Annotated in this window: 11 protein-coding genes; all 11 read left to right on the forward strand. The window is 40.5% G+C overall.

The features are described 5' to 3' along the window. Positions 1 to 32 precede the first annotated feature (32 nt). Positions 33 to 494 (forward strand): IS200/IS605 family transposase, encoded by a 462-nt coding sequence (gene tnpA / locus HWE15_RS02370; protein WP_290505891.1) that lies wholly within the window; start codon positions 33 to 35, stop codon positions 492 to 494. 95 nt (positions 495 to 589) lie between these two features. Beyond that, on the forward strand, positions 590 to 1,393 hold the full coding sequence (locus HWE15_RS02375; protein WP_290505892.1) for a DUF6090 family protein: 804 nt from the start codon (positions 590 to 592) through the stop codon (positions 1,391 to 1,393). Next, on the forward strand, positions 1,386 to 2,141 hold the full coding sequence (locus HWE15_RS02380) for a hypothetical protein (RefSeq protein ID WP_290505893.1): 756 nt from the start codon (positions 1,386 to 1,388) through the stop codon (positions 2,139 to 2,141). The genes HWE15_RS02375 and HWE15_RS02380 overlap by 8 nt, the downstream gene beginning before the upstream one ends. Next, complete coding sequence (locus tag HWE15_RS02385) at positions 2,141 to 2,941, forward strand: hypothetical protein (RefSeq protein WP_290505894.1); 801 nt, start codon at positions 2,141 to 2,143, stop codon at positions 2,939 to 2,941. The genes HWE15_RS02380 and HWE15_RS02385 overlap by 1 nt, the downstream gene beginning before the upstream one ends. Positions 2,942 to 2,946: 5 nt before the next feature. Next, entirely contained in the window at positions 2,947 to 3,672 is a 726-nt protein-coding gene (locus HWE15_RS02390; protein ID WP_290505895.1) for a hypothetical protein, read from the forward strand. Positions 3,673 to 3,699: 27 nt separating this feature from the next. Further along, positions 3,700 to 4,485: a DUF6090 family protein gene (locus tag HWE15_RS02395; protein WP_290505896.1), complete on the forward strand. Its 786-nt coding sequence runs from the start codon at positions 3,700 to 3,702 to the stop codon at positions 4,483 to 4,485. Positions 4,486 to 4,498: 13 nt separating this feature from the next. Beyond that, positions 4,499 to 5,239 (forward strand): DUF6090 family protein, encoded by a 741-nt coding sequence (locus tag HWE15_RS02400; RefSeq protein ID WP_290505897.1) that lies wholly within the window; start codon positions 4,499 to 4,501, stop codon positions 5,237 to 5,239. Between the two features lie 564 nt (positions 5,240 to 5,803). Continuing rightward, on the forward strand, positions 5,804 to 9,094 hold the full coding sequence (locus HWE15_RS02405) for an ATP-binding protein (protein WP_290505898.1): 3,291 nt from the start codon (positions 5,804 to 5,806) through the stop codon (positions 9,092 to 9,094). A 279-nt stretch (positions 9,095 to 9,373) separates the two neighbouring features. Continuing rightward, entirely contained in the window at positions 9,374 to 9,622 is a 249-nt protein-coding gene (locus HWE15_RS02410; protein ID WP_290505899.1) for a hypothetical protein, read from the forward strand. A 261-nt stretch (positions 9,623 to 9,883) separates the two neighbouring features. Further along, on the forward strand, positions 9,884 to 10,813 hold the full coding sequence (locus tag HWE15_RS02415) for a hypothetical protein (protein ID WP_290505900.1): 930 nt from the start codon (positions 9,884 to 9,886) through the stop codon (positions 10,811 to 10,813). 453 nt (positions 10,814 to 11,266) lie between these two features. Further along, complete coding sequence (locus HWE15_RS02420) at positions 11,267 to 17,137, forward strand: ATP-binding protein (protein WP_290505901.1); 5,871 nt, start codon at positions 11,267 to 11,269, stop codon at positions 17,135 to 17,137. Positions 17,138 to 17,141: the final 4 nt, after the last annotated feature.

Here is a 17,141-nt window from a genome sequence, read left to right on the forward strand (position 1 = left end):
TGCCTTTAGGTACGGAATATAAATTTTTAACTATGGCAAACACCTATACCCAAATCCATATTCAAGTGGTCTTTGCAGTCCAAAACCGCATTTCTCTAATCCAAGCTGACTGGAAAGATGAACTTTATAAATACATTACCGGAATAGTCCAAAAACATAATCATAAGGTATTGCAAGTCAACGGTATGCCTGATCATATCCATATATTGATGGGGTTCAGGCCTACCCAAGCATTATCAGATTTAATGCAAATGGCAAAGGAAGATTCATCAAAATGGATAAATACCAAAGGTTTTGTCAAAGGAAAATTCTCTTGGCAATCTGGATATGGCGCGTTTTCCTATTCAAAAGTTCAGGTACCAAGAGTGATCAAATACATTCAGGATCAGGAAAAGAATCACTCGCAAAAATCTTTCATTGAAGAATATGAAGAGCTTCTTAAGATTCATGATGTGGAATATGATCAACGTTACATTTTCAAATCGATCGAATGATTATATCCTGTACCTAACGGCACAGCACATTGATTTTAAATGTCATTTCTACCCATATATAGTCCCTAAAGGGATAAAATAAAGAAAATAACTCTATGATCTCCTTCTTCCGAAAAATCCGCCAAAAACTCCTTCAGCAAAATCGGATCACTCGATACCTGACTTATGCAGTTGGGGAGATTATTTTAGTAACCCTGGGTATTTTAATTGCTTTGCAAATGAATACCTGGAAGGAAGAAAGACAACATCACCTTAGCGAACAGACCTTCTACAAGACCATTCTGGATGACTTAGGAAATGATCAAAAAAAGCTGGAGCAACTTACCAAGTTTTACAACAGCCGAATTGAAAACCTAAGGTGGTTGCTCACTCATGTAAGGAATCCAAATCTTGGAGTAAGTGGTGTCGAATTTGGAACCCATACCGAACCGCTTTATTACAACGAGTCGGCGATCAGCTTTGATGCTACCTATGAAGCAGCAAAAAGTGGAGGAGCCTTTGAAAATTTTTCCAACAAAGAGCTCCTTAAAAAACTCGTGGAGTACTATTCCAATTTTAAGCAGATAGAAGATGTAATGACCTCAACTGTCCGTTTTTTGGAGTCATCCTTTGAGCCGCTAATGGCATCAGTTCCTAATGATTTTTTAAATTCAGAAACATCTGAACATGTAATTACCAGCGAAGGAAACAAAGGGTTTTATTCTTTTTTGGATTCCATTCCAGATCAGCGCAAGATTGATACACAAAGGGAACTCGATGCCTTTTTACAAAAAACAGAGTTTGAGTCCTATCTTATTGGAGATCTAGGCAGGTCTTTCAATATGTCGAACGTTTTGAAAGTCCGTTCAGCTCAAATAAAGTCCCTTCAAGAAGAAATCAAATCATTTATCCATGACTAGTTTTTTCAGAAAACTCCGCCAAAATCTCCTTTCCCAAAATCGGGTCACTCGATATTTAGCCTATGCAATCGGAGAAATCTTGCTGGTAGTAATCGGGATACTAATTGCGCTGCAAGTCAACAATTGGAACCAAGAACGCCTCGCAAAAATGAAAGCTAAAAGCTATCATGAGCGAATTATTGAAGATCTTGACATTTTCATAGACGAAACCGAAGGGTCAATTCGTCGTTCGTCATCAATCCGGAAAATAATCCTTCAGACCATTGATATGCTAGAAGCAAAAGAGCTACCTGAAGACAAAATCGGTGCTTTTGAAAGAACGATGCATCTGTACTATCAAGTACCCTACCGAAACCCTTCAATTTCGACCATTACAGAAATGAGAAGTAACGGAGAGCTTGAGCTAATGCAGAACCTTGATTTAAGAAAAAGGCTCATACAATTTGAGCAAGAAATCCTTTCAACCGATGAAATCTTGGTAGGTATGGGAAACCATGCCAGCCAACCCGTATTCTATATCGAACAATACATCCGTTCCATTCCAGACACCAATTCTGTTTCGAATGATTGGATAGAAGTAGGGATACAGGCAGATTTTGAAGCAATGGCTAATGATGAAAAAGTAGCCAATTTTCTCTCCAAATTTTCTGTACAATGGTCTCACCACATGATGTTCTCTCGAAGATTAAATCAATCTGCCATACAATTGAGGGATGAATTGATACAAGACCTAGATGCCCTAAAGTAATGATCTCCTTCTTCCGTAAAATCCGCCAAAAACTCCTTTCCCAAAATCGGGTCACCCGATATCTGGTATATGCCTTAGGCGAAATTTTTTTAGTGGTCATCGGAATTCTAATCGCTCTTCAGGTCAACATCTGGAATGAAAACAGAAAGGATCGGGCTTTGGAAAAAAATTACCTCTTAGGGATTGCAGAAAACCTGGACAGTGATATTAAAGAATTAGAAAGACTCATTGTTGATGATAGCCTCCTTCTAAATGGATACACCAACTTAGTCAGGGCCTTTTCCGATAAGGCATACAAATCAAACCCAAAAGCATTAATTGAGACCATTTTTAAAATCCAACTGGTAAACTCCTACGAAGGAAACCATATCGTATTTGATGATTTGAATTCTTCTGGTAGTACCTACCTCGTCCAATCCGATTCGTTACGCTACCATCTTTTGGAATATTACAATCAAAGTGAGGTCTTAATTACCTCTGAACAGGAATTGCACAATCCGGGTATTTTGGAGCTGAGAAAGGAACTCTTCATCACCGATGAAGTGGGCATCAATGGCTTGGAACGACTCTTTTTCCCTCCCTATTGGGCCTCAGATTTAGATCCCAGCTTACCGATTACTACTTTTTTGGAATTTTTGGATGAAGACATCCACTCTTCAAAAGTACAGGGATTCGCCAATCGGGCGGGTTATATCAAAGCTTTGACTTTAGCGAAAAGAATAGATAGAATTCGACTTTTAAAAAGTGCCTTGACGCTTCGAGAAGAAATCCAGGGATTTTTATTATTTTCTAAAAATTAACCTAAATGAAACGAATCCTATCCATCCTCAAAGAAAAATGGCCGGAATACTTCTTTGAGATTTTGGTACTAATCATCGGTATCTATGGGGCTTTTGAGCTGTCAAACTACGGAGAGAACAAAGCTAGAAAACGAGCGGAAATTGAAATCCTCAAAGGCTGCAAAACGGAACTGATGACCGATCTGGAGGAAATCAAATTCAACATGAATGAACTCAGGAAAAGCCAGACCGCCCTAAACCTAATCCTTGAAGTTTTAGAAAATGACGGATCCTACCATGATTCTCTGGCTTTTCACTTCAATTATACTCTTATCCCTATTCATTTCGTCCACTCGACCAGCTCCTTCGAGACCGCAAAATCAAGGGGCTTGGACATCATTTCCAACAATGATATCCGAAATAAGCTGATCGCTGTTTATGATTCCCAATATGATTTTTTCCTAAAAGCTGAGCAAGAAGAAATTGCTGAAGTGCAATACCAAATGAGGCATATACTTCCGGGTCGCTTTGTATCAGGACATAATTTTGAGGGGAAGGATAATACTTTTGACGGAAGTATGGTTCCCAAAGATTTTGAATCCCTCAAAACTGATCAGGAGTACCATTATTTTATCAAGACCCAACAAAACCGGACTAGATCTTTTTTGGGGTACTTTTATACCAATCTCCAAAAATCAGTAGAGTCCATGATACACGATTTAGAGGTAGAATTGAAAAGAATCGACAGATAATGACAACCCTATTCATCCACTGATTATATGATCTCCTTCTTTCGAAAAATCCGCCAAAATCTCCTTTCCCAAAATCGGGTCACCCGATACCTGGTATATGCCTTGGGCGAAATTTTTTTAGTTGTTATCGGAATTTTGATTGCACTTCAGGTGAATAATTGGAATGAAAACCGTCTCGAGCGGCAACTTGAAAAAAAGTATCTCCATGGGCTTCAACGAGATCTAAATCGGGATATTGAAGGCCTCGATCGGATGACAAACAATCGAAAAGACATCATCAATTCTGCCCTGAAAGTCATGAAAATGAATACTCCAAGTACCCTGGAGGAGCTTCGGGAAGTCAATGATGAATTTTTGATGATCCATTTTTGGTATGAGTTCACCCCGAATAACAATACCTTCAATGAATTGACCAGTTCGGGAAATTTAAGCCTAATCAGAAACGACACGATCAAAGATCTTCTCATGTCTATGGAAATTTTAAATGCTGAAATTGTCCAAAACAGAAACCACATGCGAAGAGACTATGACCACTATATCTATGATGAGTTGGCTAATTATGAGTGGCTCCCATTAATCAACTTGGATACCTTGGGAAAGACTAATCGGCTAATTCCCATAGAGGAGGTAAGTGAAGATCGACTTAGAAATCTGAATCGAGAAGCCGGAGAAATCATGAATAACAAAGTGATTCGAAACGGGTGGATCTTAGCTATTGCAAATAATGCCTATATGTTGGATCTGTACAAAGAAATGCGGAAGCAGAATGCCCGATTACAGGATTTAATAGAAAGAGAGCTTCAGGGCTTATGATAGAGATATACATATGATTTCATTTTTCAGAAAAATCCGCCAAAAACTACTCTCGCAAGACCGAATAACCCGATACTTGACCTATGCCGTTGGCGAAATATTTTTAGTGGTACTTGGAATCCTAATCGCCTTGCAAATCAATACCTGGAATGATCAACGCATCAATAGGATCAAGGAACGGGCAACTCTTAATGACCTGCATTTGGAGTTTCAGAAAAACAAGCAAAAACTTGACTCCACCATCACCTATCATAAGGCCATACTTGAAGCTATTCAAGAAGTCATGAGTTTAATGAATGAGCCGGAATCCAGCCTAACCAATCAACCTGTAGACAGTCTCATCTACCTCTCCATCGATTATTTCGACTATAACCCAAGTCAATCTGTCATTTCCGAACTGATTTCCTCTGGAAAAATGAATCTGATTTCTTCAGATTCTTTGCGCATCCTAATCTTTGATTGGGTGAGTGAAATAGACGAAAAAACAGAAGGCTATGATACCATGGATGAAATCAGTCAAACTCAAACCCTTCCCTACCTAACCAAAAAGGGATCGATGAAAAACATTGACTATAATGGACTCGGGAGAGTAAACGGCCGGTCCAAATTTGGCTTTCAAAATCATAGTTTATTTCAAGATTTGGAATTCGAAAACCACATGGACAATCAGTTTTGGGCGGTTAGCAATTACTTGCTCAAGCTTGAGCGACTCAAAGAAATCGTAGAGGCCACCTTGGAGAGAACCAAGCCCTAAAACCCCAATAGAAGCAGGAGTATTCATAAACTTTTTATTAAAAATTTTAGATAGTAGAAAGCCTTAAATTTTTACAGGAAAATGAATAGAAATTTACTTCTAAGTGATTTGTATTCATTGGATTAAACTTTCAAAATTTCGAGTAAATCCTATTGTAAATAGAAGAGGGATTTGTATTTTAGAAAGAAGAAATTTTAGCTAAAACAGATCTAAATTTCTCATTGCAGAAAAATTTTGGATTAAAAGGCAAGTCTCCTTTCCAAGCTTACTCTGTTAATATCTACCCAAAAAATCCCAGAAGGGGATTTTAATTAAGCTTCTTTTGATTTTTTATGAATCTAAGATTGCGCTTGGTAAGGCATAATGCTATTAATCTGGATTTCCAGATTTCTCTCCCATGAAATCTTCCATGCCTGAAAATCAAAGTGTCTAACTAAGTATGGGAAAAGCATCACTATGGAAGATTCCAAATCAAAGCATGATTAAATTACCATTTATCTATACAACTTATTCTTTTTACAATCTTCCCGAGCTAGTACCTCCTCGCTCCCAATTTTCCAAAATATGAAATCTTTAACCCTCTCCTCCTTTTGTTCCAAGCACATCTATTTTTTCATGTTGATTGCTTTATTGACACAGGTCAGATTCGAATCACAAGCCCAAATCAACGCTTCCAAAGGAGTACCAAGCTATACCAACTATGTGATAGGGGGCAATTCTATGGCCGGGCAGCAAGTTTGGAATGTCAATCAAAACAAGGACGGCTTTCTTTTTGTAGGTACCAGCTCAGGATTGCAAAAATTTGATGGAAAAAACTGGAATCTTTTAGCTTCTCCAAGCACAGAATTCAACACCAATGTCCGGTCTACATTACTCGCCTCTGATGGCACTTTTTACTACGGTTCCTTGGGAGATTTTGGAATTGTAACGTCAGATTCCACAGGCAAGACGATTGAAAAATCCCTTTTGGATGGATTCCCCTCAGACTTTATCTTCAATGATATCTGGTCTATCCGAGAAAGTAAAGGTAAAATCTACTTCCAGGCACGAGAAGCTATATTCATCTACACTCCAGCAACAAAAGATCAATCAGGGAACCTCAAAATATGGAAACCTGATACCGAGTTTATGTATGGCTTTAGTCTCAATGGGGAGTACTACGCACATCAAATGAACCTAGGACTTTTTAAAGAAAATGATGGTGTTTTAGAATTGATCCCCGAAAGTGAATTTTTGGGAAAAGACCGAGTCCAAGTGCTGCTTTCGTATGATTCCGGAGAGTTTTTGGTAGGTGCTTTTGCAGGGGGGCTCTTTAGGTATGATGGACAGCATTTTATTCCTTTTCCCACGGCCATTGATTCATTACTACAGGAGAGAAGTCTATATAAGGCGCTAGCACTTCCTGATAGTACCTATGCCTTAAGTGTATTAGGTCAAGGATTTTTCATCATAGATCGAAAAGGTGCTATCAAGGCCCACTTTAACATTAAAAATTCCATCCCAGATCAAAGCGTCTATGCCTTCCATTTGGATAATACCAACAATCTATGGGTAGGGACCAATAGCGGGCTTTCCAAAATCGAAATATTCTCTCCCCTTACCCGATTTGATTCCGATACCTATGAAATCGGAAATGCCCTTTCACTCTCGGCTTTCGACAATACCCTTTACATCGGCACTTCTACCAGTGTATTATACATTGACAAGTCCGACGGAATTGTCAAAAAAGTGGACGGGACACCCAATACTCAGGTTTTTGATCTGCATGCTGATACCAATGGGGTTTTGAGTACAGGTGTAGGCATTTATGAAATAAGAGGCAATCAAGCCAGAATTATTCCCCAAACGGCAGGCTATCAAACCTTAAGAATATTGGTGTCTGAGATGCATAAGGGATATGTTTTCATCAGTGGGAATTTCGGTATTCAGGTTTTTAGAAGGGAATTAGGGAGTAATGGAGAATATCAATACGAAGACATTGGCCCAATAACAGGTGTTTCACGAGCTGTTTATTCATTGGCTGAAAACGAGGAAGGAGAGCTGTGGGGTGGAACCCAAGCCGGAATATTGTACCGCATTTCTTTGCCAAAGACAGCTTCCGGAAGATTGGACATCCCCAATTCTCGAGTACAGGAGTATAGTGAAAATGATGGAATCAGAGGGCTATCAGGCCTAGCAGTGGGACCCATAGGGGGGAAGGTTTATACATCGGGTATTGATGGCTTTTACTTTTTCAATACTTCCGTCCAAAGCTTTGAGCGCGATCCAGTATTTAGCTTTTCCGATGAAGTAGCAGATATCAATTTGGATACTTATGGTTTGGGTGTTGGAGAAACCGGCAATGTTTTTTTGGACTTCAAAGGAGAAAAAAGATATGCCGTAATACAGCCTGATGGAAGTTTTATTCTGGAAACTTATCCGGTGAATTTAATAACAGCGAGTGGCGTGGCTTCAGGATATACTGAACCAAGTGAGGTCATTTGGATAGGAACTGACGAAGGATTGATCAGAATAGACCCAAATAAGCAATACAAAACTGACTACCAGATCCCATTGTATTTTACTTCAATTTCGGGTACTGAAGGTGCTCTTCCTGTTGCAAAATTTTTAAATGGTAAATCCCCCGAAATTCCTTTTAAAGCCAATCGGATTTCTTTCAATTATGCCTCTCCTTTTTTTGTAAGAGAAAACAAGGTCCAATTTCAAACCTACCTAGAAGGGTATGATGAAGACTGGGAGGACTGGAACGACGAGGTCTCCCGTGAATTCACAAACCTTCCTTATGGCGACTATAGTTTCCATGTCCGTGCTAAAAACACCTTCAATACGCTATCCGAAGAAATCACCTATAGCTTCACCATCCTTCCTCCTTGGTATGCTACCTGGTGGGCATTCACGCTCTATTTCTTAGGGTTTGCATTGTTGGTTTATGCATTGGTCAAAATACAGACAAACAGGGTTTTAGCCCGAGAAAAAGAGAAAAACAGGGAAAAAGAATTGGCTCATGCCAAAGAAATCGAAAAAGCCTACGAGGAACTTAAATCGACCCAATCCCAACTGATCCATGCTGAAAAAATGGCCTCTCTTGGTGAACTCACCGCGGGTATAGCCCATGAAATCCAAAACCCTTTGAATTTTGTGAACAATTTCTCCGAAGTAAGTGAGGAATTGGTAGAGGAAATGAATGAGGAGCTGGAAAATGGAAACCTGGAGGATGCCAAGTCAATTGGAAAAGATCTAAAAGAAAACCTCAGTAAAATCAAGCATCATGGAAAACGGGCTGATTCCATCGTCAAGGGCATGCTCGAACATAGTAGGGGAAGCAATACAGAAAAAAAGCTGACCAACCTGAATGCTTTGGCCGATGAATTTCTGAGGCTCAGTTATCATGGTTTGAAAGCAAAAGACAAAAACTTTTCGGCAGATTTCGAGGCAGATTTAAACCCGGATATTCCAAAAGTTAAGGTGGTATCTCAGGATATAGGAAGGGTATTTCTCAACCTGATCAACAATGCCTTCTACGCTTGCGCTGAGCGGAGTCGAAGTGCCTTTAAAAATGGGAACGAAGCCTATTTACCCAAGGTAACCGTCCAATCCCGTTTGGTGGAATTGGGAGGCTCAGGCGGGGTAGAGATTTGCGTCAAGGACAACGGGGGTGGAATTCCCAAAGCCATCATCGATAAAATCTTCCAACCCTTCTTTACTACCAAACCTACAGGTAGTGGGACAGGATTGGGTTTGAGTTTAAGCTATGACATTATCAAAGCACATGGGGGTGATCTTCGGGTGAAGAGTATCGAAGGTGAAGGCACCGAAATGATCATCTATTTACCGATTGAATCTGAGGATAAATGACAACAGATAAGGAAAGGATCGCCCTTAAAATCTACGAGTTGTATTGGAAAAACTATATCAAAAGGGGACTTAGAATCTTTCGCCTCCAAGCTTGACGAGAAGTATGAAATGATTGGCACCTCGGAAAGTGAAATTGCCCATAATAAGGAAGAAAGCATTGCCTTTTTCAAAGGCCAAATGCAGGAAGTAGTCGGAAAGACCAATATGCGAAACCACCAAATTTTCTCCTAGGCAACCAATGATCTAGTATTGATCATTGAAAGCTGCGATATCTAAGTTATGGGCGAACCGGAATGGACTTTCTATTCCAAAATTCGAATCTCTACCTTCCTGCCTGAGACAAAATCCGGCTGGAAAGTGCTTCAACAGCATGGTTCTTTTCCCGATATGCGGGTACAGGAAGGTGAAACGATGGCTATCGAAAATCCTGTCGAGCAGGAAATGGTCCATCAGATGCTTGCCTCACAGGACGGTCACTTTATGGTACATATGAAAGGAAAAGCGCTGAGGGAATTTGAGGCCCATTGAAAAGAGGAAAATCAATTCTTGATATGTTTAAGACATTGGTAAATGCTATAACGTCTGCCCAATCGACTTTTATTCACCTGCATAACAAATTCTATTTCTCTTTATTTAAAAGCGCCCCCTCTATATATTTTTTTGATGAAAAAGTAGGATTATTCTTGATAAGAATGGATTAAATCGAGTTGTTATTGAATGATTTTTAATAATTTATAATTAAATTAAGAGAACTTACAGACTTTTATATTTTACCTAAATCCCAGCCTAATGAAAAATATAACAACTCTTGTAATCGTAGCTCTACTTACAACCTTGCATTTAAGTGCCCAAACCTTCGAAGAATGGGCAAATTTGGATGATAAAAAGTTTGAAAAAACTGCTGCTGAGGTGATTCATAATACTTTCGAGGTTAAAAAGTTTGCCCTTTCAGATGAAGATTTACCGAAATTTGAAAAAATAGGGTTACTCAGCTTTAGTGTTTTTGATCCCGCCTCTTTCGAAAAAACTAACCTCTATTCGTATCAGAGTATAACTATGAGTCAATTGGGAGGAATTTACCTGATCGATGCCATTTTCAAAAAGACCTACTTCCCCATGAATGATAGGGTACATCAAAACCATGATGTTTATATTCTTCTTCCTGATAATTACAATGACACTGATCAAAAGAAAAAAATCTATGAAGATACAGAATTTGAAATTTCTGGTTTATTTAAAGCAACAGCTGCTGCTGAAAAGAAAATTAGAGGAGGGTTACTTCCTGATGTGAAAGTGGATATTCCTGGACTTAAACGAGTTGGTTATGCCAATGCTGATCCAAAAATTTGGAGGGCAGTCGGTAAGCTTGCAGGAGAACTTGATTTGGATGCTTTTTTAATCATTGAAAATTATTTCACTTCCGATAAAAAAGGAACATATTTAACTGCGGTTACAATGACATTGATTGGGCCTAATCCTGTCCCATATCGGGAGGAAAACGAAAAGAAATTCGCTCCAATAGGTCCTTTAAAAGGTTATTTGGAAGGACTTGTACTTGGATCCATTCGGATGGAGCCTCCAAAAGAAGCAATTAAGGTTATTACTTACACAGATGGAATGGGAGGTATCAATATCGATGGAATGGATCTTTTTTATTCTAGAATGGTCGATTACCTGCTGACAGACACTAAAGAAGCATTTGATGAAATCCGGAAATAAGTCAACCCAATAATATTTAAATTAACCAAAATACTATCCAAACATAGATACTCATAAGAGGAGGCATGGTTGGATTTTTTAGATCCAGTTAATCACCTTAAACTGGTCATAATCATTATCTCGATAATCAACAGCTCTAAATCCTAAAACAGCAAAAACCTAAAACAGAGTTTTTGGAATTGAATTATTTCAAGTTAGCTTAATACAACTACTATCCATTTTTTCAAAAAGCCCAAGAAAATCAAGGAGATAAATAAGATGGTTTTGATAGGATTTTGTATTTTGAGAAGACCAAACTATTTCCTTGAAGACTAAGCCATCAGATTCTGCTCTTTTCTTTTTACCAGTCGATAATTTCTAACACGAATTACTTCCTGCTTTTATCTGGAAAAGAGACTTTACGCCTCATAGTATCCTGTAAAGGATCCTTGTTTTTACTTTAATTCTTTTCCAATGAAGGAAAAAAATACCCGTATAGACCGGGCACTTGAAGTCTATCATACTTACTGGGATAGCTATCTGAGATTCGATGTAGAGTCCTTTGCTTCCACCTTGGACGATGGCTATGAAATGATCGGAACCTCTGAAACCGAAATCTGCCACTCCAAAGAAGAGGGTATTGCTTTTTTAAAGGCTCAACGAGATGAATTGGGAGGCAGAGCCGAAATGAGAAATCGGAAAATCCATTCAATTTTAATTGAACCACACGTATTGATCAATGAGACCTGTGACATATACGTATGGACCGAAGAGGAATGGAGTTTTTATGCCACTATTCGAATCTCCACCCTCCTGCGGGAAACTTCTGAAGGCTGGAAAGTAGCCCAACAACATGGTTCATTTCCAGATATGCGAGTGGGTGAAGGGCAAACCCTGGCAATCGAAAAAATCAGCAGAGAAAATCAGGAACTCCGTGAAGCTGTGAAGCGCCGGACCGTCGAGTTGGAGCAAAAAAACCGCGAATTAGAGATTGAGGCCGGTCTTGAACGAGTAAGAGCCGTTGCGATGGGGATGAAAAAGCCTGAAGACTTACTTGATGTGTGTCAAGTAATTTCGAGTCAGCTGGAAGAGTTTGGAGTGGATCAAATCCGAAACATTCAGATTGCCATCATCGATGAAAAAGCAGGTCTCTACAGCTGCTACCAGTATTTTCCAGCGTATGATCAGACCACCATCGAAGAAACCGAATATTTCAAAAATCCTGTCGAGCAGGAAATGGTCCATCAGATGCTTGCCTCACGGGACGGACACTTTATGGGGCATATGAAAGGAAAAGCGCTGAGGGAATTTGAGGCCCACAGAAAAGAGGAAAATCATTTCCCTGATCCTTTGATTGAAGAAAGCTCCGAATTGGGGTATTGCTTTCTTTCTATTGGCGAAGGTGGGCTGGGGATCACTCGCTATAAAGCGATCAAGGAAGAGGAGTTAAACTTATTCAAGCGCTTCCATATGGTTTTTTCCTTGGCCTATCAGCGATTCATCGATATCCAAAAAGCAGAAGCACAGGCACGAGAGGCGCAGATCGAAGTAGCACTAGAAAGAGCCCGTACCCAAAGTATGCTGATGCAGCATTCGGACGAGATCAAAACCATTTCCAACACTTTCCATCAGCAATTATTAGAATTGGGAATCCCTTCTGAGTTTTCTTATGTCTGGCTCCCGGATGAATCAAACCAAGAACATCAATTTTGGGCGAGTTGGTCCGAAACCGAAAATGGAAAAACACTCTTTAAAAGCAAACAGATCACCTATCCACTTGATAAATCAGAACCCTATACCAAAGCTTGTTTTGACGCCTGGGCCCAACCCGAAATTATCCTGGAAGAATTCATTGCTCCAGATCAGGTTGAAGGATTTTTTGAGGTATGGAAAGAATTACTGGATGGAGCAAAAAAACTCAAAGCAGAATTATTTCCTGAAGGAATCTTCTACTCAGAAGCATACATGCGCTATGGATGTTTCGGGATCAATATCCGACGAAAACTAACTGAAGAGGAAAAAACCATTCTAAAGCGGTTCTCCACTGAATTTGAAAGAGCATACACCCGTTTCCTGGATCTAAAAAAAGCTGAAGAACAAGCAAGAAACGCACAAATTGAGGCAGCTCTTGAAAGGGTTCGAGCCAGATCTATGGCCATGCATTCAAGTTCCGAACTTGCTGATACTGCATTGGTGGTTTTCCAAGAATTGAATAAGCTGGGAATCGATTCTGTACGAGTAGGTATTGCTTTGGTAGATTTAGATCAGGGTCAGGCAGAGCTTTGGCTTGTCACTGAGAAAGATGGAAAAGCTGAAACCAAAATTCTAGGAAAGGCAAATAGCGAGCAACATGAATTTTACAAAAACTATATAGAAGCAGCCCGACAAAAGAAAGACTACTTTTTCGCTGAAATGGAAGGTAAGGAGCTGAAAGAATATTACGAAGTTGCAACAAAGGCTTTGAATGTACCCAAACCTGAAGTTTTTCCTGATCGTGAATTCTATTATAGTTTCTTCTTCAATGAAGGTTCAATAAACATCATTGCTAGACAAGAGCTTAATCCAGAGGAGCAAACTATTGGACTCCGCTTCGCCAAGGTTTTTGGATTAATCTATAGGCGCTTTCTTGACCTCCAAAAAGCAGAAGCCCAAGCCCGAGAAGCTCAAATTGAAACTGCTCTTGAACGGGTGAGAAGCCGCTCTATTGGCATGCAAAAAAGTGATGAGCTCCGTGATGTCATCCAGATCATCTTTGAACAATTGGTTCAATTAAATTTCAAAATTGATAATGCAGGTTTTGTGATTGACTATCAAGAAACCGATGATTTCAAAATTTGGATGACAGATGCTTTTGCTGAATATCCAACCCAGCAATTTATACCCTACTTTGATCATGTGATCAATCGGGAATATTTAACCCATAGAGATCATGGGCAGGGACAGCTCTTCACCAAAGTCTATTCTCAGGAAGAAAAAAACAGCTGGCTACTTACTGTTTGGAAATATTTACCAGAAGCACCGAAAGAAATAACGGATGCTTTGCTGGATTCACCCGGCTTAGCTATTTCACGAATTCTCATGAAGAATATCGGGCTTTATATTATTGATTATTCGGCCACTCCTTTTTCTGGAATTCAAAATGAAATACTTGTCCGATTCGCGAGAGTTTTTGAGCAAACCTATATCCGCTTCAATGACTTAAAACAGGTCGAGGAAAGAAATAGAGAAGCACAGATCGAATTAGCACTAGAGCGTATCCGAGCACAGGTCACAGCCATGCAGGAGTCATCCGATCTCTTGGAAATCATGGTTACCATGCGAAGCGAATTTGTAAAGCTGGGCCATGAAGCACATTACTTCTGGCATATGCGATGGCTTCCAGAAACTTATGAAAAAGCCATGACTTCTGGGGATGGTACCCAAATCGGTATGGTTATGACCCTCCCCCGACATATTCATGGTGACATTGCACCAGTGGCGGCTTGGGAAAAAGGGACTGAGCCCTCCTTTGTCTTGGCCATGGATGTAGATCTTGCGGTAGATTATGTGGACAAAATGATCCGATTGGGTGATTTTGAGCGTGTGGATCCCCAAGCACCAAGCTTGGATGATATACGACATATTGGAGGGCTCACCTTTGTGATGGCCCGGACGACTCACGGAGAAATCGGGTACAGTCTTCCGGGAGAAGTTCCTAACCCTTCTCCAGATGCCATGGAAACCCTGGTTCGATTTGCTGGGGTATTTGATTTGGCTTATAAAAGATTTGAAGACTTAAAGGCAGCCGAACACCGACATCGGGAGGCTCAGATTGAGCTGGCTTTGGAACGGGTAAGAGCACGAAGTATGGCCATGCATTCCAGTAAGGAATTGGCCGATCTCTCTAGGGAATTGGTGAAGCAGGTGCAGGCTTTGGGGGTTGAAACTTGGTTTTGTGCCTTCAATATTTACGATGATCCCCATGATTCCATCGAATGGGGTAGCAATGGAGAAGGAACCTTTTCCCAATACCGCACACCCAAGGAAGGAATTTTCTTACGCTACTATGAGGCAGGGAAAATGGGAACAGATTTTTTGGTCAATGAAATTGATGAAACGGAATGTCCTGCTCACTATGAGTATTTATGCAGTCTGCCAGGTGTTGGGGAGCAATTGCTAAAGATGAAAGAGGCTGGAATTCCCTTCCCAAGCTACCAAATCGACCATGTGGCATTCATGAAGTATGGGTATTTGATTTTTATCAGCTACAAACCCGTACCTGAATCGCATTCGATTTTTATGCGTTTTGCCAAAGTTTTTGAACAGAGTTACACGCGTTTTTTAGACATCAAAAAGGCTGAAGCACAAGCAAAAGAAGCCAAATTGGAACTCAGTCTGGAGCGAATCCGAGCTCAGGTCACCGCGATGAGAGAGTCTTCTGACCTATTTGACATAGTGGTTGGCATGCGAAAAGAATTCATCTCACTAGGTCATGAGGCAGACTACTTCTGGCACATGAGCTGGCTGCCGGATTCCTACGAAATGTCCATGACTTCTGAAGATGGGGATCGGATCGGCATGGTCATATCTCTACCCAAATCTGTTCACGAGGAATTTCCAGACTTAATGCGCTGGGAAAAAGGCAAAAAGCCCATTTACATCATGGACCTGAACGCAGAGGAGGCTTGGGCCTATCTGGAAAGTATGAATACCTATGGGCACTACGAACTTGCAGATCCCAACGCTCCCTCTGAAGAAGATATTCATCAACTGGGAGGTCTTACCTTTATCATTGCCCGAACCTCCCATGGAGAATTAGGATTTAGCCTTTCAGGGAAAGTTCCTAACCCTCCACAGGAATCCCTGGATACCTTGGTTCGATTTGCAGGGGTATTTGATTTGGCTTACAAGCGATTCGAAGATCTGAAAAAAGCGGAAGCCCGAATAAGAGAAGAGAAGGTAAAAACTGCTTTGGAGAGGGTTCGCTCGAGGTCTCTTGCTATGCATCAATCCACCGAACTGCAAGATGTGATCAAAACCGTAAGCGATCAGTTCAAAGAATTGGAAATAGACATTTCCGGTGGTGCCTTTATCGTAATCAACAAAGATCTGGAGGAGGGTTTTTACTGTTGGGGTGCAGGAGGTGTGGGTAATTATATCAGAAAAGTCATGGTGCCCTTTATTGATCTCCCGATCTATACTACGCTTTCGAACGGAATAAAAAACAGAGAGCCCTTCTTTACTGAGCTTTATGATGTCCAAGAAAAACACACTTTTTTTAGGCATCTCTTTAATCACGAGCAGTTTATAAACACCCCCATCCAAAGGCAAGAGTACCTGCTTTCTCTTTATTCCGGTTACGCCAGATCCTGCGTGGTATCTGACAACACCAGTATTTTTATCATCAATCACGAAGGAAGGCCTTTTTCAGAAGAAGAAAATGAATTTCTAAAGCAAATGGGGAGGGTATTTGAGCAGGCTTATACCCGTTTTGTTGATCTGGAGAAAGCAGAGCTTCAGGCTCGCCTGATCAGTGAAGAGCGAGACAGATTGGAGATTGCCCTAAATGAACTTAAGACCACGCAGGCCCAATTGATCCAACAAGAAAAGTTGGCTTCACTTGGTCAGCTTACAGCAGGAATCGCACATGAAATCAAAAATCCACTAAACTTCGTCAACAACTTCTCGGACCTGAGTAAAGAATTGATTGAAGAGGTATTTGAAGAACTTGAAAATCTCGAAAATTCAGAGGTAAAGGAAGAAATCATCTCCATCCTGGAAGATGTACGAAGTAACCTCACCAAGGTACATGAACATGGGAGTCGAGCCGACCGCATCGTCAAATCCATGTTGCAGCATAGTCGTGCTTCCGAAAGTAAACGTGCTCCTCAACCTTTTAACTCCTTGGTGAAGGAATTTGTAAACCTTTCCTTCCATGGCATGCGCGCCAGCAAAGCCCCCATCAATGTGGACATTGCATTGGACTTGGATCCCCAAATCGGTGAAGTCAGTTTGATTTCAGAAGACTTTTCCAGAGTAATCCTTAACCTCTGCAACAATGCCTTCGATGCCATGCGGGATAAAATCCAAACCTCCACTACAGACTATCATCCCAAGCTCACGGTGTCATCGACCCTAAAAAAGGGACAGGTTCTACTCAGCATTGGAGATAATGGTCCGGGAATTCCTGATGAGATCAAGGATAAAATCCTTCAACCTTTCTTTACCACTAAAAAAGGTACGGAAGGAACTGGATTAGGGCTTAGCATTACCCATGATATCATCAAAGCACATGGAGGTGAATTGAATATTAATACTGAGATTGGAAAAGGCACTGCATTTCTCATCCAATTACCACAATCTTAATCTT

Source organism: Algoriphagus sp. (genome assembly GCF_013373065.1).
Taxonomy (GTDB): Bacteria; Bacteroidota; Bacteroidia; order Cytophagales; family Cyclobacteriaceae; genus Algoriphagus.